We start from the raw sequence: 18,674 nt of genomic DNA, 5'->3' as shown, positions 1-18,674 counted from the left end.
TTATCTTCTCTCATTTAAAGCAAATTTATTTAAAATAAGAGGGGTATTAGCATATGCCTGAAGATTTGGATCTAAATTGCTCTTAATAATTTCTGTTATTAATTCTTTATCACCAGTTTCTTCTTTTTGGAAAATATCAGTCACATAATGAGGTGAGTCCGAAGTAGATGTAGGTACCAAAGGACCATCTTGATCAGACAGATCAGTTGTGACCTCTAAAGAGAGACCAATTCGAAGAGGATGTTTTTTTAACTCATCCGGGACTAGTGCCACTCGAACCGGTAGTCTTTGGACGATTTTAATCCAATTTCCGGAGAGGTTTTCAGGAGGTAATAATGAAAAGGCATTGCCCGCTCCTCCAGGTAAACCAACAATTTTGCCATGAAACACTACACCAGAACCATAAAGATCCGAAGTGAATTTAACTTTTTGGCCAATACGCATTTTTTTGAGTTGAGTTTCTTTATAGTTGGCATTAACCCATATTTGATCGAGGGGAATAATAGACATCAGTGGATCGTTAGGGGAGACCCACATACCTACTTGAATGGTTCTTTGCGCTACTAGACCATCTACAGGAGCATAAATTTTACATCGATATAATTGCACCCAGGCATCGCGTACTTCTTGTGCTGCTTCTTGTACCCAGGGGTGTTCAATAATCGAAGTACCTTGTACAAATGCGAGCATTTTCTGATAATTATTCTTAGTGCTTTTTAATGAAGCTATTGAGGCTTTGAGATCATCTTGCGCATGCTGATAATCCTCGAGAGAAACCCCTTTGGCGTCAATTACATCATAGCGGTGTTTCAGATTTTGCTGTGCTTTTAAAAGTTCTGCTTTTTTTACGTCTATATCTGCGGCTAATATAAATACATCGTGAAATGCCTGGCATACATCACGCACTGTTTGAGCAAGCTTCTTTTTTGCCTTTTCAAGTGCGATAAGAGAGTCCGTTTCATTTAAAGAAACAATCAGCTGTCCTTTTTTTACTAGAAAACTATCATCAGTATAAATACCTGTAACGAATCCAGGATGTAAGGATTTAATATAAACTTGGTTTCCTTGGACATAAGCGTCATTGGTGTAAACTTCGTTTCTCCAAACAATAAACCAATACAACAAAAGAAAAAGAAATAGAATAAAAAGGATGATTGCAAAATAAAAAGAGGAAGATTTCTTTTTCATGAATTTTTCACCAACGGTATTGTATTTTGGTAGTAACCGCCTCCTAGGGCTTTGGTCAATTTTATTGAGGCTAAGTATTGGTTATACAATAAAGTAACATCTACAATCTTTTTTTGAATGACCTCTTCTTGAAAAAAATAAAGCTCAAAGAGACTATCTAATCCTTTTTTCTGACGTAAATAGCTAAGTTCATAACGCTGTTTTGCCAATTCAACTACGTGTTCTTGTTCTGCTTTTTGTTGATAAATGTCCTCCGCAAATGCTAAGACATCCAGAACTTCTTGGGTACTGTATAGGAGCAAATTGTTATATGCATCAATAGCTGCGTCGAATTGTGCTTTAGATGCTTTGATATTTGCTCGTATCGCTCCTGCAGTGAAAATGGGCAAACTTAATGCAGGCCTAAATGCTGCTGTGCCGCTCGAGATATCAAAAAGTTTTTTCCAACCTGTGCTTTCTAGACCGAGAAGGCCAACAAGATTTATATTGGGATAATATTCGGCCATTGCTGCTCCTGTTTTATAAGCTAAAGCTTTAGCGCGCCAAATTTGCGCCATAAGATCTGGTCTCCGAGCTAAGAAATCTAATGGCAGGATTTTTGGAATATTCAATGACTTAGGTACTCTTGGAAGCGAGGAATTGATTGACAAAGGACTGTCAGCTCCACGCCCAGTTAATGTATTAATTAAGTGTTTGTTTGCAGTAAGTTCATCAGTAATACTGGAAAGTAATTTTTTTGCTTCAAGTAATTTTTCTGATGTTTCTAACGCAGGTAATTTTGAAGAAAGACCTTTTTGTACTAACAAGTTTTGTAATGTTGCAATTTTTTGTCGCACGTTAATTAATTGTACATATAATTCTTTTCTTATCAGATTTGTTTTATAAGCAAAATAGGCCTGTGCCGTTGCGGTACTTGTAATCAATTCTACTTCAGCAGCTTCTGCTTCTTGCGCTTTTGCCTCTCCTAGAGCAGCACGAAAGAGATTACGGTTTTGCCCCCAAAAATCAACTTCATAATTAAATGAAAGTGAAAGATCTAAAAGGTTAGCATTTAAAGGAAATGAGGGATTGAATGCACGATATAAACCGTTGTGACTGATATATTGTCTGTTCTCATCTGCGTTAAAAAAAACTAACGGAAAGAGCACCGAACGTGTAACAATCGCTTGCTGTTTCGCTACTTCAATGCGCTTTTTAACTTCTTGAATTGATGGATTATACCCTAAGGCTTCTGTGACTAGGAGATTAAGTTCAGGAGAATTATAAGACAACCACCATTGTTTGTTTGGCCATTTTCCTTGAGAAAAAATATTCTTTTTTTGCAGGCTTTTTTTAATACTATGTTCCATGCTTGGAACAGCTTTTATATTTTTAACTTGGCTTTGTTGAGGCAGAGAGATAGTACAGGATGCTAATGCATATAAGCTAAAGCAAGCAATTCCTCTGGTTAGCCACATAATAGATCCTTTAACAATAACTTAATTTCCATTTTATCATCATAAAATTACTTATATAGTAACCATTAGCACTTGATTTTCATAGGAGTTTTTGCCCATTTAGGGGTGTATTTAATAGGTACACCGCAAAAAATAAGCTATAGTAAATATCATAATTACAAGGAGAGTATTATGAAACGGAGTTTGCTAGTAATATTAAGCTGTCTCCCCACTTTTTTTTCTTCAACTGATATTTTTGCCAATGATACTATTCGTGTTCATGTGAAAACAAATGAAAAAACGGCGGCAGCATTGGGATTTGTCGTGGAAGGGAAAAAAAGCGGCACAGCAGGGAAATCTTATTCAGGTAGAGGACCTTCCAATAAAGAATATGTATTTGGCCTTAGAAAGCACACGCCTTTTGGGGATGATATTATTTGTGGCTCTAAAACTTTAACAAAAGACAGTACAGTAACCTTGGTAGTTTTGGGAGATAACTGTTCAATTATAGTAGATTAACGGCAACTTTTTTACAGCGCGCCCTTGATTCAGAGTAAAAAAATTTCATATTAGAGTCATTGGTTAAAATAGACAGTGATTTGTATGCTATTCTTAATCGAAATAGGCGAAAATTTACCCATACTAATTACAAATTAGTCTAAATATGTTATAATCGCCGCTTATTTCTATACAAAAGGAAATTTTATGAAATTGATCGAATACGTGCGTTCCAATAACATTGATGAAGTTAAAAAAAGATTATCAAAAAACTATATTGAAGATAATGAGATAAACGAAGCTTTTCAGGAGGCTTGTGGCTTAGGGTATAGTAATTTCGTAGAACTTTTTTAAATGACAGTAGAGTAAATCCAGGATCTCCTTCTATCCAAGCTATAGAATATTCTTATGCACCAAGTATTACTGATTCTTTTGGGTTACAACAAGCTTGTTATAATGGTCATGCAAATATTGTGGATCTTTTATTACAAGATAAACGCTCTGACCCATCTGCAGGCCATTATAGGTGTATTAAGTTAATTGTTGATAAAGCTGAATCAAACAACAATTACAAGCAAATTCTACAAAAAGTAACGAATTATTGTTGGAATAATTATATGGATTATCGAAACGCACTAGGACCAAAACTTTCAGCTAAAATCGATACAATTTTAGCCAAAGAGGTTTATAATGCTGACGAGAATCAGATTAGGCCTCATCATAAATAAGGCATTCATACAATAGAAAACAGGGAGTTTTTTTGAGTATCGAATTCAAAAGTTATCTATATTAAGAGTAATTAGAGAGAAATCACTTTTTTAGCAATCTTAGGGTGTGATTGTCGACACACCCGAGATCTTAAAGCGTAAGTTTTAATGCAAGAGGGCTAATTAACATAGCATTATTAGTTAAATAATGGCTGCTTATGAAGCAATTAAAAGAGACAAGCTCTCTTTAATTACCTCAAAATTTGCTGTATTCAAATCAATGGATGAACCACAAGAAAATAAAGTTCATTTATACAAAACGTTCTATAAGCATATCCAATCGTTTTTTTAGTGTTTGTGTGTCTGGTAAATCAGATTTTAAACCCTCAACCGCTAAGACAAATAGGAGGGCCAGTTCCTTACTCTCAAAAATGTTCTCTATGCATTGTAGCGCAAGCAATTTATGTTTTTGAGCAAGTTCCTGGAATAGCGTTTTATATGCCCAATACAAATCAGCAGACATAGGTCTTTCCATAAGTTGTTCCCAAGGTTTTAATAGCAAAATCTCATAAAACTCTATGAGCTTTTGTTTTTTTGATTCATGGGCTTTTAGTGCGTGCTTGGCTTTTTCAATACGCCCTTCTGTTAAGTATTCAATTACTTCAACATAAAGTTCTTCTTTATTTTTAAACTTTAAATAGATGAGCGGTCTGGATAAATTAGCTTCTTTAGCCACGTCTTCCATTGATGTTTTACTGTATCCAAACTGCAAAAAACATTTAAGGGCGGCCTTAAGAATTATTTCCTTTCTTTTATCGCAATGTTTTATGGTGAGTTCCTGAGTCATTTTTTAATTATCTTAAATTGAGATAAAAAGTCAATTTATAAAAAATACATCCGTAACAAAGTTTGACAATATTTACTTATTATGTCAAATTGTATATTCAAATGTGCTTATCTGCAAAGATGTGTGGTTCAAAATGAAGTTAACAAACTGGATGCAAGAGCATAGGCGGTTTTTGCTTGTTGGCGTCCCATTTATTCTTTTTTTGGTCATTTTATTGTGTTATTTGTTTGGTGGTCGTTATATTTCTACTGATAATGCCTACATCCAGGCTGCCAAAGCAGCTATTAGTGCTAATGTATCTGGCCAAATTGTAAAGATTTATGTACATGATAATCAAAAGGTAACAGAAGGAACTCCTTTATTTAGCCTTGATGATCAGCCTTATCAAATTGCTTTCGAAAAAGCCAAGGCAGAATTAATCAATACACGGTTACAAGTACAAGCGCTCAAAGCAACTTATAAACAACGTGAAGCTAATACAAAAAAAGCACAACAAACATTTAGTTACATGCAGCAAGAATATAATCGTCAAAAGAAATTGGCTGTCTCAGGTATTTCGTCCCAAAGACAATTAAATAAAGCGACTAATGCCTTAGAAAATGCGACACAACAATTGACCGTAGCACAACAGCAAATGGCAAATGCACTGGCTAGTTTGGCAAATAATCAGAATATTTCTGTGGACCAACATCCATTAGTTCAACAAGCTAAAGCTCAAGTTAATCGAGCAAAGCTTAATCTGTCATATACCGTAGTTAAAGCACCTATGAATGGTATTGTCACAAAAGTAGAGCAGATACAGCCTGGCGATTATATCCATGCAGGCGCTGCGGTGTTTGCCTTGATTTCCGATAAAAATATATGGGTTGAAGCTAATTTAAAGGAAACCCAAATAACCAATATTAAACCAGGACAAAACGCTGTGATTGTGATTGATGCGTATAGTGATAAAAAAATATCAGGTTATGTCGTAAGTACCAGTCCAGGTACAGGTGCTACTTTTTCTTTGTTGCCCCCAGAAAATGCCACGGGAAATTGGGTGAAAATTACGCAAAGAATACCTATACGCATCGCTATAAATGATGTAGAAAAGATGCCTTTTTTAAAGTCGGGCTTAAGTGTTGTCGTGACGGTGGATACCCAACGTAGTCGAATTTTTTCAGCAAATTCAAATGAATGATTTTTCTACAACAATTCTTCCTAAAGAAAGTCTGTCTTATAAGGCAATTACCTTTTCGGTGATGCTCGCTACCATCATGCAGTCACTTGACTCTACTATTGCCAATGTAGCTTTGCCACACATGCAAGGCTCACTTGCTGCAACCCAAGACCAAATGTCCTGGGTTCTCACTTCATATATTGTTGCAGCAGCCATTGCTATCCCACTGACAGGATGGTTGGCAGGCTATTTGGGTAGAAAATTGGTTTTTTTAACATCAATAGCTGGATTTACGTTTTCTTCAATTTTATGTGGAATAGCAGGAAGTTTACCTGAAATGGTTATTTTTAGGCTCATGCAAGGTATCTTTGGGGCAGCATTAGTACCTTTATCACAATCAATTTTATTTGATATTAATTCGAAAGATAATTTTGGTAAAGCAATGGCCTTGTGGGGTGTAGGGGTAACTCTTGGACCAATATTAGGCCCTGCATTAGGTGGCTGGCTCACTGAAAACTATAATTGGCGTTGGGTTTTTTATATCAATGTTCCTATTGGCGTCTTTTCGTTCGCTGGACTTTATTTTTTCCTATCAGAGACAAAAACACAAAAAAGCCAATTTGATTTTATGGGTTTTATCACATTAAGCATTGGTGTCAGTGCTTTACAGTTAATGCTTGATCGAGGAGAGTTAAAAGATTGGTTTAGTTCTCCAGAAATTATATTGGAAACAATTATTTCCGGACTAGGGTTCTATCTTTTTCTTATTCATAGCATTACTTATAAGAAGCCCTTTATAAATCTTGAGTTATTTAAGGATCGTAATTTTGTAACAGGCAATATACTGATTTTTGTTATTGGAATCGTTCTTTTTGCAACCCTCGCTTTAATTCCTCCGTTGCTTCAGAATCAATTAAATTATCCCGTGATCACTGCAGGTCTAGTTACGGCACCTCGAGGAGTTGGAACTATGCTTGCTATGATACTGGTAGGAAAAATTATTAATCGGGTAGATCCTCGATTTTTGGTTGCTGCAGGCTTGCTTACTACTGCTTTTTCTCTTTGGGGAATGACTTCTTATTCTTTGTATATCGACTCATGGGCAATTATTTGGGTTGGTGTGGTACAGGGGTTTGGTATCGGTTTAGCATATGTTGCTTTGAGTACACTTACATTTTCCACTCTAAGAGGGGCTTTGCGTAATGAAGGGACTTCATTATTTAATTTGATGAGAAATATAGGCAGCAGCATAGGTATCTCAATAGTAACTAGCTTGTTGACAAGTAATACGCAGATTAATCATGGCGTCCTTGCTTCTCATATAACACCATACAATATCACAGCAAATAATGCTTATTTTGCGAATCATGTTGATCTATCAACACCCTCAGGATTGGTTTCTTTAAACTATATGATCACTAATCAAGCAACGATGATTGCCTATATTGACGATTTTAAATTAATGATGCTAATTACCCTCGGTGTTCTTCCTTTGCTTTGTCTTATAAAAAAACCTAAAGACAAAGTAGAACATTCAATTGCTATGGATTAACTTATGAACTTTTATCCGTATTGTTTACTTTTTGGGGTGGGAATTAATTTACTGACTGCATGCACCGTTGGCCCTGATTTCGTGAAACCTACTTTTGTACCTGGTAGAACGTATACTGCACCAATAAAAAAACAATTTGGGGAAAGAGATCTTAACTTAGATCATGTGTCAGCAAATTGGTGGACATCATTTCATTCATCAGCATTAAATGAAATGATGCTGCAAGGGCAAAAACATAATTATTCCTTAACTGTCATGCAAGAAAACCTGGCCCAAGCACGTGAAATGGTAAAAGCTGCTAAAGGACAACTCTGGCCCCAGGGAAACATGAATGCAGGTACTGGTCGCCAAAAATATGGTGCTGCTTTATTTGGACCAATTGATACCTCTATTCCGGCATTTACTTATTATCAAATAGGCCCGAGCGTAAATTATATATTAGATGTATTTGGGGGGACTCGTCGCACAATTGAAAAACAACAGGCTATAGTGGATTACCAGCAACAAGAATTGAATGCTACCTATCTTACGATTACTGGTAATATTGCAGAAGCTTTTTTAGAAATAGCTGAATTAAATTCCCAACTAACTGCTACTCAGGAAATTATTCTTGATGATAAAAAAAACGTGCAATTAGTCCGAAAAGCTTTTGCTTTGGGAGCAACAACTCAAACCCAAGTTCTAAGTGCTCAAAGTCAATTAACGAAAGATGAGACTCTGTTACCCCCTCTATATCAACGAATAAAAATTGTCCAAAGTAAGTTAGGTATTTTGCTGGGTATATCTCCCGCACGTTTTAAAATAGATACTTTTAGGTTAAATGACATTACCTTACCCAAAGAATTGCCATTAAGCATTCCTTCCAAATTAGTACATAAAAGACCAGATATTCTTGCTGCGGAATCCATACTTCATGCTGCAAGCGCAGATGTTGGAATTGCCACGGCACAACTTTACCCTAACATCACTATATCAGCTACGGCTATGCAAGAAGCGCTTATCCCATTCAATGGCTCTTCTAATGCCTGGAGCCTTATTGGGAATTTAACTACCCCAATTTTTAATGGAGGGGCGTTGCGCGCACAACACCGGGCATCCATACATGCTTATCAATCCGCTTATGCAAACTATCAACAAATTGTTTTAAATGCTTTTGGAGAAGTACATGATGTACTATATGCACTGCTGCATGATGAAGAAGAAGTAATTTTGCAAAAAAAAGCAGTGAATACAGCAAGAAATTCTTTAAAATTGGCTAGGATTAGTTTTAATGAAGGAAATGTTGGGGTTTTAGAAATTCTTAATGCTGAACGCGATTACGCACAAGCTCGATTAGGTTATGTTCGAGCGCAAGCCCAACGTTATCAGGATACGGTTAAATTATACCTTGCTTTAGGAGGGTAGTGGGTAGTTATAACACATGGAGTTCTAATTTTTTTCCCAAGCCCTAATTTTGGTAATTTATAAAAATGGTATAAGATATATGGATGTAACTTTCGTTCAGAGCTAAACTAGCCGTAAGTACCCACCTAACTATTAGAAACTGTTTGATTGGAAAAAGGTTAATATAAATTCAATCCGCCAGTTCAACAGAGCTAATATTCTGAATTTATAACAAATAAATTAAATATAGGAATTACTCATGCCTCAGTTGACGCTTACCATTTCTCAAAACATAAATGCAAATCTTATTAATTTTAAAAGTCTTTTCGAGAGGATTCACAATATTCTGCGAATTGTACCCAATATGGACGTGAATACTGCTCAGGGTGGAGTGATTCAAGAAATCTATTCTTATATTGGTTTTAACAACCCCAAGGCAGCAAAAGTGTTCCTTCAACTTTACTGGATGGAAAACGAAGAGAGAACTGCCATGAAATCAGATTTAGGAAAAGCTTTGCTTGAGATTCTTCAGCATAGTATTGTTCCTGAAGTAGAAGAGCAGGGGCTTTTATGTATACCAAGAGTTAGAATTGCAAATCTTGGAGGTTTAAATCAAAGTTATTTCATTGGTGCAGCTTAATAAAGACAAAATGGAGAGCAGCAGTTTGATATATAACTCTTTATATCAAACTGCCATTAAAGTAAGGGTGTACTCATTCTTTAATAAGAAGGTCTATCGTTATCTGCTTCATACCCATCATCAAGATCTACTTGACGCTCTTTGCTTTGCTTCATTCTTTCTTTAAAACCTGAAAAACGAGAGGAGCGTGATGTTTTTTCTACATCAGCTTCATACCCATCTTCATAATCTTTTTCTTTGTGGCTGATGGTCTCTATTAATTTAGACTTAAAGAAGCGTGATTTTTAGGGAGATCCTCATAAAATTCTTCTGGTTTTTGAGGATTATATTCTTTCATTTTCGAGTCTATTTTCTTAGTGCGGGAAATGACTGCTTCTGATTGTTCCTGAATTGCCTCTCGTATTGATAAATTGTCAGTCTGCAACGCTTTGTCATTTGAAGATGCTTTTACTAACATGGACATTCCATACTTAAAGGCATCGTATGGTTGTAGGGGAGTATTTTCAATATCCTCTCCTTTTTTTATAGCTCTTTCTATTAAGTAGTGATTAACTCCCGCGGCTGTTTCCGCAATACTATGATAATCACCACGTTGGAAAGGGGCGACTGTAAGTGCTCCAGCAAGTGACTCAAAATTAGATTTCTCGTCCAACCATGTACTTCCGGAGCCTTTTCCAGAAGAACATAGCCCATCAATTGCAGCAAGCGTCAATGGACAAGTTCCTGAGGTATGTCCCCTGATTTCGATTCCACCGTCCACGGCTGCACCTATCCATGAAGGGAATCCTTTGCGGACTTCACTTCTAAATTTTCTTGAATCTAATGATTTTCTAGGTAATTGATCCTCTTCTTCATTTTCACTCGCAGAGGATACATCTTCTTGCTCACCAGTAATTATGCTGCCTTCGTATGATGGGTTAGGTTTAAGGAGCTCTTTAGCGATATCATCTTTACCGCGAGCAGTGTAAATATCTCCAATAGGCCTAGTTAATTTATCTTTCATAACCTCTTGAATTTTATCATCCATCAGTTGCTGGTCAGGTGTTTCGGCTGTAAAAGGGGGCTCTACCCACGAGGCATGAATCGCTCTATAGCCCATGGCTGTTCCAATTGTTTCAATTCCAGTGATTAATTTTTGCGGAGGAATGGTACCTGGATCAGCCTCCAAGAATTCTCTAAATTTTTGTGCGGCTGTTTTTGTTGAGCTGTCTTGAAAACCGCCACGAGACATTTCAGATGATCCCCCCAAGAGCCAGGTAAGTGCTTCATCTGACATTTTACCAAATTCTTCGGCCATTCTTTGACGAGTAAACTCAAGCTGTTGTATTACCTCGGAGTCAGGGTGTCTCATTACCGCCCTGGATATTTCTTTGGTTTCTCGATTATTTTCTTCTATTAATTTCGTTTTTTTGGAAACTCTTCCTACACGTCTTTGTTCTGTGGATTCCTTAGCACTCCCAATATCTTTTAATATTTCAACGCGTGATCGAGACATATCATAATCTCCTACTACATTTTAGGCTTGTATAGTTGAATTATAGTTCAACTTGGGGGTTATTTAATATTTTGTGGGTTCTTTAGAAAATAAAAAAGTTTTAGTTATAAAAATCAAGAGTGGTAGCAGAGGGGCTCTGTGAGAACTTCTTACATATTGTATGTTGTCCAGGATATGGTCTATTTTTAACTTTGTGTTGTGACTCGAAGAATTTCAGCAAGCGAAGTATCGCCCGCAAGTACGCGTTTAAAACCATCATCGCGAATGCTAGGACTTGTTGGCCGCAGATGCTCTTCCATAGTTTGCAGATCTTCATGACGATGGATCATGCCTCTTAATACTTCATCTATAGTGATAAGTTCGTAAATCCCCGTTCTTCCTCTGTAACCTAAGTGATTGCATAAGTCGCAACCTTTAGGTTCAAAGACTTTGGATATGTCCGTATCAGGCGTAAGCCCCATGAGCTCCACTTCATCATCTCTTAATTGATGCGGAGTTTTGCAATGTGAACATAATTTTCTAACGAGTCGTTGAGCAATAAGACCAACAATACTGGATGATAAAAGAAAAGATTCTACTCCCATATCACGTAAGCGAGTCAATGCCCCTAATGCACTATTTGTGTGTAACGTAGACAGCACCAGGTGTCCAGTCAGACTTGCTTGAACTGCAATTTCGGCAGTTTCAAGATCGCGTATTTCTCCTATCATCACTACATCAGGATCTTGCCTGAGAATCGCCCTTAGACCTTTAGCGAAGGTCATTTGGACTTTCGTGTTCACTTGAGTTTGTCCTATACCTTCAAGATCATATTCTATAGGATCCTCAATGGTAAGTATATTTCGTGTGACTTGATTTAGTTCGGTCAGCATGGCATATAAAGAGGTCGTTTTTCCAGAACCTGTTGGGCCTGTCACTAAAATAATACCATGAGGTTCCGCAATCATTTTCCGCATCGCATTTAGAGTCGTTTTGGGCATACCTAACAGATTTAAATCTAATTGAGCCGCTTGTTTATCCAAGATCCTCAACACGACACGCTCTCCGTGATTAGAGGGAAGAGTAGAGACACGTACATCGATATTATGACCGCCAATGCGTAGTGAAATACGCCCATCTTGAGGGATGCGTTTTTCTGCAATATCTAATTTTGCCATTACTTTGACTCTGGAAATTACCAGAGGAGCAATGGCACGCTGAATTTCTAAAACTTCATGTAATACACCATCAATACGATTGCGTACCAAGACTCTATCTTCATAAGTTTCAATATGAATATCAGATGCCTTTTGTTTTATGGCTTGAGTAAATAGAGCATTGAGCAAACGTATAATTGGGGCATCATCTTGGTTTTCTAATAAATCTTCGCTAACAGGTAGTTGACTGGCGAGTAATGAAAGATCCATATCTTCTTCCATGCCTCCGGCTGCATCTAATATGGATGATTTAGATTGATAAACATGAGCTAATTCTTGCTGGAAAGCAGACTCATCGACTTTTTTTAAAGAAAATTCACATTGTAATAAACGTTTTACTTCTGCTAAAGCTTGCAAAGACGTATTTGATAAATAATAAACAGTAGCCTGATTATTGGTCATTTCATTAGCCACTACAATCCCATTGTTTTTTGCAAAACTGTAAGGAATTTGTAATGACTTTTCTTCATGTTCCATTACTTTGTCACTAATAAAGGTGGACGACTAAACGGTTTAGGTAAGTCAGCTCGTTTTAATGCGGGCATGACGGTTGCATTATTACTTTGTACAAATGCATCTTGTGATCTTAGCCAATCTAGCTCAAATTGACGAATATTATTATATTTTTCGCCAGATAGATGCATACTATCTCTTTCATTACGTAAAATAATAGGCTTGATGAAAACCATAAGAACTCTTTTTTCTCGGGTATTTATATTACGTTTAAATAAACGACCTACACCAGGAAGATCTCCTAGAATGGGTAGTCGGTTATTGTCATTATCTAATCTGTCTTGAGTTAATCCTCCTAGCACAACAATGTCACCACTTTCAACATGGACTGAAGTGACGATACTACTGATTCTAAAAGTCGGATTCACGGATGCTTCTGCAGTAGCTGGCGGATCTAAAGTATCATTACCTTGATCGATTTGCATCTGGATCCCATTTCCACGTGTAATCTGAGGGCGGACATAAAGATGCAAGGCGACATTTACACGATCAAAAGTTGTATAGGGGCTTGCGGGTGTTGTGCCTCCGGCATTATTAGGATAATTTGTGGAAGCAACAGAAACCTGTTTTCCGACTAAAATTTTAGCTTGGCGATTGTCGAGTACTACAACGGAGGGTGTTGATAGAATATTCGCTTTATGCGCTCTTGCTAAAGCATAGATTTGTGCTTGAAAATCTGCAATTTGAGTTTTGCTATTGATGATCGCGAAACCATTTCTAAAGCCACCTGGTTTTCCTGTTTGTTGATTGCTGCCCCATTCTATCCCTAAATCATTGACATCATCTTGATTAATTTCAGCTACAAGTGCTTCGATAAGTAGCTGTGCGGGTTTAATATCCAGTTGTCCTATAACTCTTTTAAGAATATGTATTACTGATGCAGGAGCATTGAGAATGATGGAGTTTGTGTTGGGTTCTGCAATAATTTGTACTGTAGGTTTAGTTGTACCTTCATTTTGAGTTGTTGCCGATGTTGTATTTGCAGTTGCACCTGATGGAGTTAATGAACCACCGGATACCGGATATAGGGATGTGGAACTTTGTGTGGTTGCATTATTGCCGTTGTTGGCAAGATTAGAGGCAGGATTGGTACTATCTAATGCAGGGCGGGTTATTGTTCCAATAGTTGTGCCGACATTCCCGCTAAAGTTTGCTTGTGCAATACCTGCAAGAATAGGTACTAAATCTTCTGCTCTTAAATAATTAAGATAAACGACTTGAGTATTCGCATTAAGACCTTCGGAACTTTCCTTATCCAGTTTTAAGATCAACATTCTAATTCTTATTCGGTCTGTTTTAGAACCACTGATTAAAATGGAATTCGAACGATCATCAGCTGCAATAGTAGTTTGTGCTCGTGCTCCTCCCATATTGGGTTGAGTTTTGACTAGGTCTTTCAATGTAGCTGCAATATCCATAGCCAATGAATGTTGTAAATGGATCATATCGATTCCACTTGTAGATGAATTATCCACTTGTTTGATGATATCAGCAAGGCTATGAATGTTATTGGCTCGTCCTGATAAAATCAGCATATTAGATGGAGCATAAGCTGAAATACTGCTCCATTGAGGCATTAACGGGCGTAAAACAGGAACTAACTGTTCTGCTGGGACGTAATGAACAGGCACCACCGCGACCATCATGTCGTCCCCATGAGGAGGATGCTTTATTTCATTCAAAGTATCAGGGGATTGTGTTTTTGCATCTATATTAGGAATAATTTTAACAACAGCCCCATTTGGGATAGCAGCGTAGCCAGATACTTGTAATACCGAAAGAAAAACTTGATAGAGTTCATCATTATTCATGGGAGTAGAAGAAACAATCGATATTTTACCTTGAACCCGAGGGTCGATAACAAAATTTTTGCCGGTAACTCGTGATACTTCTGCAATAACTGCACGAATATCCGCATTTCTTAAATTCCATAATTTGCTGTTAACAGGCAGTGTTTGAGCTTGCTCCTCCGTATTTGCAGTTTGGTTAGGTGGAGTAAAGGAAGTAACTTGTTGATTTGTACTCGAGTTAACATTTTTAGATAATTTATTTTGCAAATCTCGTGCAGCAAGATAATTACTGATCGGGCCAATTTGTACAAGATAAAGTTTTTTATCAGATAAGTTTTTAATTTCTACGGGTTCATTCACAAGCGCAGAAAGTTCTTTTTGACGCTGTTGTGCATCTTTTTCCAAATTGAATGCACCTGCTTGCAGAAAAAAAATAGTGCTTCCATTCATAGTTGTCGTGGAAATATTAATTTCATTTGCATGAGTAAATGCAGAGCAAAAAAATATTAAAAAAATAATAACTATAGAGCGCATTGAAAAACCGCAAAATCCTAAGTAAGTAACATAATAACTAAATTTGCTAACTTACCATAGTTTTTTTGGCGAGTAATTAAGGTATTTTGAAACAACATCAAATTCTACTTCAAAAACCTTAACCATTTTGAAGATTAATCTACAACAATGAGAATAACTTTTTCATATTGTGATTTGATATTGGCTATGTTCCCTAGAGATGTAGCTCTTTTTTGAGAAATAAACGCAGATGGCCTGTTTCAATAAACTGTATCTTTTGGTAAAAAACGTGTCCTGAAAAAAATTATGGAGTCAAAACCGATTTTTCTTGTCGAGCGCATCGGTTCAGGCTTTAACGAGCTAGAATTTGCGCACATATCCTCACCTCCAGCTAAGGTTCTATTTGATGGTATATTGTAAGATGAAGCTTCAGCAAATTTATTGTTTTTTACACCTTCCGCATTTGCGGAAGGTAACGTTCTTTCGAAAGCTAAGTGTTTGCCTCAAAGGATCATTTTTTACCAAAATGATATATTATGGCACTATTAGTTAAGCGTTTGGACATTTAGAGTTTTTAATAGAACACATTTAGTTCAAAATTCACACTCTCAGCGCAATTCTAAAAATTGCGACCATCAACAAGATTATACCTTAGTAGATGGTGGAACCCATTAAGGACGATGAGTATGAGTGTGCGAGTTTGGATCAATATGTTGATGAGTATGCTGATGCTGGTTATGATAGTTAGGGTGTTGTACTTGATAAGGAGTGAAAAAGCCGTAGGGATTAGAAGTTACTACAACAGTTTGTGGTGGATTAGTTACTACGACAGTTGTGTTTGTAGCAGTGCTATGAGTGTGTATGTGATTCGTTGTGGGGTGATTATGTGTATGAGTATTTCCTGAAGTTGATACATGTTTCATAGTTCATCCTTATTAGAATAAAGAGTTAAATTTTTATTTCAACTACAAAAGAGAATGATGATTTAAATTTGTATATTTTAAATATCATCTTTATGCATTATAGGCAGATAGTTTTCTTAATGTATATAGGATTTATTCGCACATAAAACTTCTGTGCGAATCATTTTTCTTGATACCTACAAAGGACATAAGTATTAAATAATTTGCACCTGGTGGCTAAGGACAACAAATAATAGTTTGAACCTCTTCAAGATCGGTATTGCTGGGATGATTGAGATCATAATTACCGATGTATTCTTGACTTGTACTGTTACTGACGAAGTGTTTTTCGAAACGACTGCCTAGGAGTCCTGCATTTTGTCGACGAAGTTTATAAAATAGAGGTTCTTCTGTTTGAGAGTCAACTACTTGTATTAATTGATTTTCAGATAAATCAGCTACGTTTGTTTTTCCATTAGTAATAAATAGGGTATTGGTTTTTCTATCAAAAAATTTCATTATGGTCTCCGTTAAAAAACTCCTTGAGTGTTCACTATAAGTCTTCATTGTCAAATAGTAGCGCACTAAATGTGATTTCTACACTAATGAAGTTGCTTCGTCAACAGCTTCACATGCTAATGCCCGATCTTATTTGAATAAATGAGGGGCATAGCATTGAGCCTAACTGATAAGAAAAAAAATGATGAAAACAAGACTTAATATAAAAAGTAAAAAATTAATTTTTTGTCGAGTTAACAATTTTAATAGAGTATAAAGAATAATACCTCCACCAATTCCATCAGCTATGGATGCAGTAAATGGAATCATCATGATAGTAATCATACAAGGAGCTGTCTCGCTAATATCTGGCAACTTCATATCAGTTAAATGTTTCATCATACAACAAGCTACGTATAAGAGTGCAGGGCCCACAGCAAAATTAGGGATCATCTTCGCTAAAGGGGAAAAAAATAGCATGAGAATAAAACCAATTCCAATGATGATGGCTGTTAAACCGCCACGTCCACCTGCTTCTATTCCTGCTGCAGATTCGATATACGGAGAAGTACTTGCGGAACCTAATAATCCAGCCATTGCAGAGGCCATTGCATCAGCAGTTAAACAATTACTCAAACGTTTGGCATAGTTTTTTTGTTGTTTAAATAAAGTAGGATTTAATAAACCAATTAAAGTTCCTGTGGCATCAAATACAGCAATTAGAAAAAAGGTAAACATCGCCTTCATTGCTACAATAGTGTTTAGTCCAGAAAAATCGAGTTTTAAAAATGTGGGTGATATCGAAGGAGGCATGGACATTAATCCTTCCCAGGTTGATAATCCTGTTAATAAACTTAAAGTTGTAATACTAAGAATACCAATAATGATAGCACCTGGTATCTGAAAATAGTCTAAGGTGAGTATAAGCAAAAATCCCAAAAAAAATAATCCGCTTTCAGGGCGATTCATTTCACCAAGATGCATCAAATGATGTGGATCAGTGATAATGATTTGGTTGTTTTTTAGGGTAATAAGGGCGATTAATAAACTAATGCCAATTAAGATAGCAATTTGTAAATTATAGGGAATCGCTTCTATAAGCAGGCGTCTTAGGCTTGTAAGTGATACGAAAATAAATAAGACCCCCGAAAGAAAAACAATGGCTAATGCATGCTCCCAGTGTATCCCCATTCCTTTTACTACTGTATAAGAGAAAAAGACATTTAATGCCATACCCGGAGCAATACCAATGGGGGTATTAGCGATTATTCCTGTGAGTAAACATGCAAACGCAGTGATAAGACAAGTAGCGGTGAACACGGCACCTTGGTCCATACCGGCATCATGGAGAATTGCAGGGTTAATAAATGCTATATACACCATTGTTAAAAAAGTAGTGATGCCAGCGATGATTTCAGTTTTAAGTGTTGTATTTTGAAGAAAATAGGACTTTAACCGCTCCATTATGTTTTTCCTATTCATTAAAAGTAAATTATAAGGCTGAGATAATTTCTTATCAATATAAAAGTCTATTTTAAAGAAACTCTCGAAATTGCCGACTATAATCAATATGTGTCAAGATATAGAGAATTTAAAAATGGTAAGCAATATAAGAAATGAATTAACCGATCTGATTTTAAAAAGATTAAATGAAACTAAGGAGCATCTAAAACAACAATTTTTTCTTGAGCATCATATAAAAGTTGCCCGACATTTTGTTCTTGATAATCTACTTCCAACGGAACTTGCTGAGTCAATATACGCTAGTTTCCCTCAGTCAAATGACATGCGTTCATTAAGTATTTCTGGAAAATTAAAGTTGAAATACAGCCACTTGAGGGATGTTCCCAGCATACTGCAAGATATAAACTTTGCCATGCAAGATCCAAAAATTGTTGCAGTCATTGAAGATATAACCGAAATTAAAAACCAAATCCCTGATCCTTCACCCTATGCTGGTGGAATTAGCACACTGCTCAAAGGATATTACATCAATCCTCATTTGGATCTTTCACATGATGTGGACAGCAAATACTATCGAACGGTGAATGTCCTTTATTATGTATCTCCTAATTGGCAAGTAGAATATGGTGGAAATTATGAATTATGGGACTGTGCTATCAAAAATCGTATTGTTGTCCCTAATTTTTTTAATCGAATGCTTGTTATGGAAACAAATCGATCATCTTGGCATGCTGTGAATACAGTGACGAGCGATGAACCTCGATGTTGTGTGTTTAACTATTTTTTTCTGAGCAATCTCCAGAAGGTGAAGATTATTTTTTCAAGGGGATTTCATATAGAGCTCGTCCCGAACAAAAAGTTCGTCGTGGAATAGAACTTGTCAAAAGCACGGT

16 protein-coding genes are annotated in these 18,674 nt (G+C 36.5%); 7 read left to right on the top strand and 9 right to left on the bottom strand.

All coding sequences use genetic code 11. The annotated features are described in order from the left end of the window. Nucleotides 1-1,188, bottom strand: coding sequence for an efflux RND transporter periplasmic adaptor subunit (locus tag EL220_RS12535; RefSeq protein ID WP_027270313.1), 1,188 nt, complete (start codon nucleotides 1,186-1,188; stop codon nucleotides 1-3). Then, a complete protein-coding gene (locus EL220_RS12530) occupies nucleotides 1,185-2,645 on the bottom strand; it encodes an efflux transporter outer membrane subunit (protein ID WP_027270312.1) in 1,461 nt (486 codons plus the stop codon). The genes EL220_RS12535 and EL220_RS12530 overlap by 4 nt, the downstream gene beginning before the upstream one ends. A gap of 171 nt (nucleotides 2,646-2,816) precedes the next feature. Between EL220_RS12530 and EL220_RS12525 the strand changes: the two genes are divergently transcribed. Together EL220_RS12525 and EL220_RS19140 are read left to right on the top strand one after the other, a co-directional pair. Beyond that, a complete protein-coding gene (locus EL220_RS12525; protein ID WP_027270311.1) occupies nucleotides 2,817-3,143 on the top strand; it encodes a hypothetical protein in 327 nt (108 codons plus the stop codon). Between the two features lie 186 nt (nucleotides 3,144-3,329). After that, nucleotides 3,330-3,476: a hypothetical protein gene (locus EL220_RS19140; RefSeq protein ID WP_232002438.1), complete on the top strand. Its 147-nt coding sequence runs from the start codon at nucleotides 3,330-3,332 to the stop codon at nucleotides 3,474-3,476. A 663-nt stretch (nucleotides 3,477-4,139) separates the two neighbouring features. Here the strand turns inward: EL220_RS19140 and EL220_RS12515 are convergent. After that, a complete protein-coding gene (locus EL220_RS12515) occupies nucleotides 4,140-4,676 on the bottom strand; it encodes a TetR/AcrR family transcriptional regulator (RefSeq protein WP_035905794.1) in 537 nt (178 codons plus the stop codon). Nucleotides 4,677-4,809: 133 nt separating this feature from the next. Between EL220_RS12515 and EL220_RS12510 the strand changes: the two genes are divergently transcribed. The 4 genes from EL220_RS12510 (at nucleotide 4,810) to EL220_RS12495 (ending at nucleotide 9,410) form a co-directional block, all read left to right on the top strand. Further along, nucleotides 4,810-5,856 carry an HlyD family secretion protein gene (locus tag EL220_RS12510; RefSeq protein WP_051544713.1) on the top strand — a complete coding sequence of 349 codons (1,047 nt, stop codon included), beginning with the start codon at nucleotides 4,810-4,812 and terminating at the stop codon, nucleotides 5,854-5,856. Beyond that, the gene (locus EL220_RS12505) at nucleotides 5,849-7,387 is read left to right on the top strand and encodes a DHA2 family efflux MFS transporter permease subunit (RefSeq protein WP_051544712.1); all 1,539 of its coding nucleotides are present in this window, start codon (nucleotides 5,849-5,851) and stop codon (nucleotides 7,385-7,387) included. Before EL220_RS12510 ends, EL220_RS12505 begins: the two co-directional genes overlap by 8 nt. A 3-nt stretch (nucleotides 7,388-7,390) precedes the next feature. Then, a complete protein-coding gene (locus EL220_RS12500) occupies nucleotides 7,391-8,791 on the top strand; it encodes an efflux transporter outer membrane subunit (protein ID WP_027270308.1) in 1,401 nt (466 codons plus the stop codon). A 238-nt stretch (nucleotides 8,792-9,029) separates the two neighbouring features. Then, nucleotides 9,030-9,410, top strand: coding sequence for a hypothetical protein (locus EL220_RS12495; RefSeq protein WP_027270307.1), 381 nt, complete (start codon nucleotides 9,030-9,032; stop codon nucleotides 9,408-9,410). A 256-nt stretch (nucleotides 9,411-9,666) separates the two neighbouring features. On the opposite strand, the gene EL220_RS12490 is transcribed toward EL220_RS12495, so the two are convergent. From EL220_RS12490 to EL220_RS12465, 6 genes are all read right to left on the bottom strand, one after another. Further along, nucleotides 9,667-10,905 (bottom strand): hypothetical protein, encoded by a 1,239-nt coding sequence (locus tag EL220_RS12490; protein WP_232002437.1) that lies wholly within the window; start codon nucleotides 10,903-10,905, stop codon nucleotides 9,667-9,669. Between the two features lie 185 nt (nucleotides 10,906-11,090). Next, nucleotides 11,091-12,578, bottom strand: coding sequence for a GspE family T2SS ATPase variant LspE (gene lspE / locus EL220_RS12485; RefSeq protein WP_027270305.1), 1,488 nt, complete (start codon nucleotides 12,576-12,578; stop codon nucleotides 11,091-11,093). Further along, nucleotides 12,578-14,938 carry a GspD family T2SS secretin variant LspD gene (gene lspD / locus EL220_RS12480; protein WP_027270304.1) on the bottom strand — a complete coding sequence of 787 codons (2,361 nt, stop codon included), beginning with the start codon at nucleotides 14,936-14,938 and terminating at the stop codon, nucleotides 12,578-12,580. Before lspD ends, lspE begins: the two co-directional genes overlap by 1 nt. Nucleotides 14,939-15,588: 650 nt before the next feature. Further along, nucleotides 15,589-15,840, bottom strand: coding sequence for a hypothetical protein (locus EL220_RS12475; RefSeq protein WP_027270303.1), 252 nt, complete (start codon nucleotides 15,838-15,840; stop codon nucleotides 15,589-15,591). A gap of 216 nt (nucleotides 15,841-16,056) precedes the next feature. Beyond that, nucleotides 16,057-16,338, bottom strand: coding sequence for a hypothetical protein (locus tag EL220_RS12470; protein ID WP_027270302.1), 282 nt, complete (start codon nucleotides 16,336-16,338; stop codon nucleotides 16,057-16,059). Nucleotides 16,339-16,500: 162 nt separating this feature from the next. Beyond that, complete coding sequence (locus EL220_RS12465; protein ID WP_027270301.1) at nucleotides 16,501-17,781, bottom strand: NCS2 family permease; 1,281 nt, start codon at nucleotides 17,779-17,781, stop codon at nucleotides 16,501-16,503. A 133-nt stretch (nucleotides 17,782-17,914) separates the two neighbouring features. Between EL220_RS12465 and EL220_RS12460 the strand changes: the two genes are divergently transcribed. After that, nucleotides 17,915-18,655, top strand: coding sequence for a 2OG-Fe(II) oxygenase (locus EL220_RS12460; RefSeq protein ID WP_232002436.1), 741 nt, complete (start codon nucleotides 17,915-17,917; stop codon nucleotides 18,653-18,655). Nucleotides 18,656-18,674: the final 19 nt, after the last annotated feature.

It is taken from the genome of Legionella sainthelensi (genome assembly GCF_900637685.1).
In the GTDB taxonomy this organism is placed as follows: Bacteria; Pseudomonadota; Gammaproteobacteria; order Legionellales; family Legionellaceae; genus Legionella; species Legionella sainthelensi.
This window is presented reverse-complemented; position numbering and strand designations above follow the sequence as displayed.

Coding starts and splice junctions, on each gene's coding strand:
- EL220_RS12515 (WP_035905794.1), bottom strand. CDS start 4,676: ATGACTCAGGAACTCACCATAAAACATTGCGATAAAAGAAAGGAAATA.
- EL220_RS12470 (WP_027270302.1), bottom strand. CDS start 16,338: ATGAAATTTTTTGATAGAAAAACCAATACCCTATTTATTACTAATGGA.
- EL220_RS12465 (WP_027270301.1), bottom strand. CDS start 17,781: ATGGAGCGGTTAAAGTCCTATTTTCTTCAAAATACAACACTTAAAACT.
- EL220_RS12510 (WP_051544713.1), top strand. CDS start 4,810: ATGAAGTTAACAAACTGGATGCAAGAGCATAGGCGGTTTTTGCTTGTT.
- EL220_RS12530 (WP_027270312.1), bottom strand. CDS start 2,645: ATGTGGCTAACCAGAGGAATTGCTTGCTTTAGCTTATATGCATTAGCA.
- EL220_RS12490 (WP_232002437.1), bottom strand. CDS start 10,905: ATGTCTCGATCACGCGTTGAAATATTAAAAGATATTGGGAGTGCTAAG.
- lspE (WP_027270305.1), bottom strand. CDS start 12,578: ATGGAACATGAAGAAAAGTCATTACAAATTCCTTACAGTTTTGCAAAA.
- EL220_RS19140 (WP_232002438.1), top strand. CDS start 3,330: ATGAAATTGATCGAATACGTGCGTTCCAATAACATTGATGAAGTTAAA.
- EL220_RS12495 (WP_027270307.1), top strand. CDS start 9,030: ATGCCTCAGTTGACGCTTACCATTTCTCAAAACATAAATGCAAATCTT.
- EL220_RS12500 (WP_027270308.1), top strand. CDS start 7,391: ATGAACTTTTATCCGTATTGTTTACTTTTTGGGGTGGGAATTAATTTA.
- lspD (WP_027270304.1), bottom strand. CDS start 14,938: ATGCGCTCTATAGTTATTATTTTTTTAATATTTTTTTGCTCTGCATTT.
- EL220_RS12505 (WP_051544712.1), top strand. CDS start 5,849: ATGAATGATTTTTCTACAACAATTCTTCCTAAAGAAAGTCTGTCTTAT.
- EL220_RS12475 (WP_027270303.1), bottom strand. CDS start 15,840: ATGAAACATGTATCAACTTCAGGAAATACTCATACACATAATCACCCC.
- EL220_RS12460 (WP_232002436.1), top strand. CDS start 17,915: ATGGTAAGCAATATAAGAAATGAATTAACCGATCTGATTTTAAAAAGA.
- EL220_RS12535 (WP_027270313.1), bottom strand. CDS start 1,188: ATGAAAAAGAAATCTTCCTCTTTTTATTTTGCAATCATCCTTTTTATT.
- EL220_RS12525 (WP_027270311.1), top strand. CDS start 2,817: ATGAAACGGAGTTTGCTAGTAATATTAAGCTGTCTCCCCACTTTTTTT.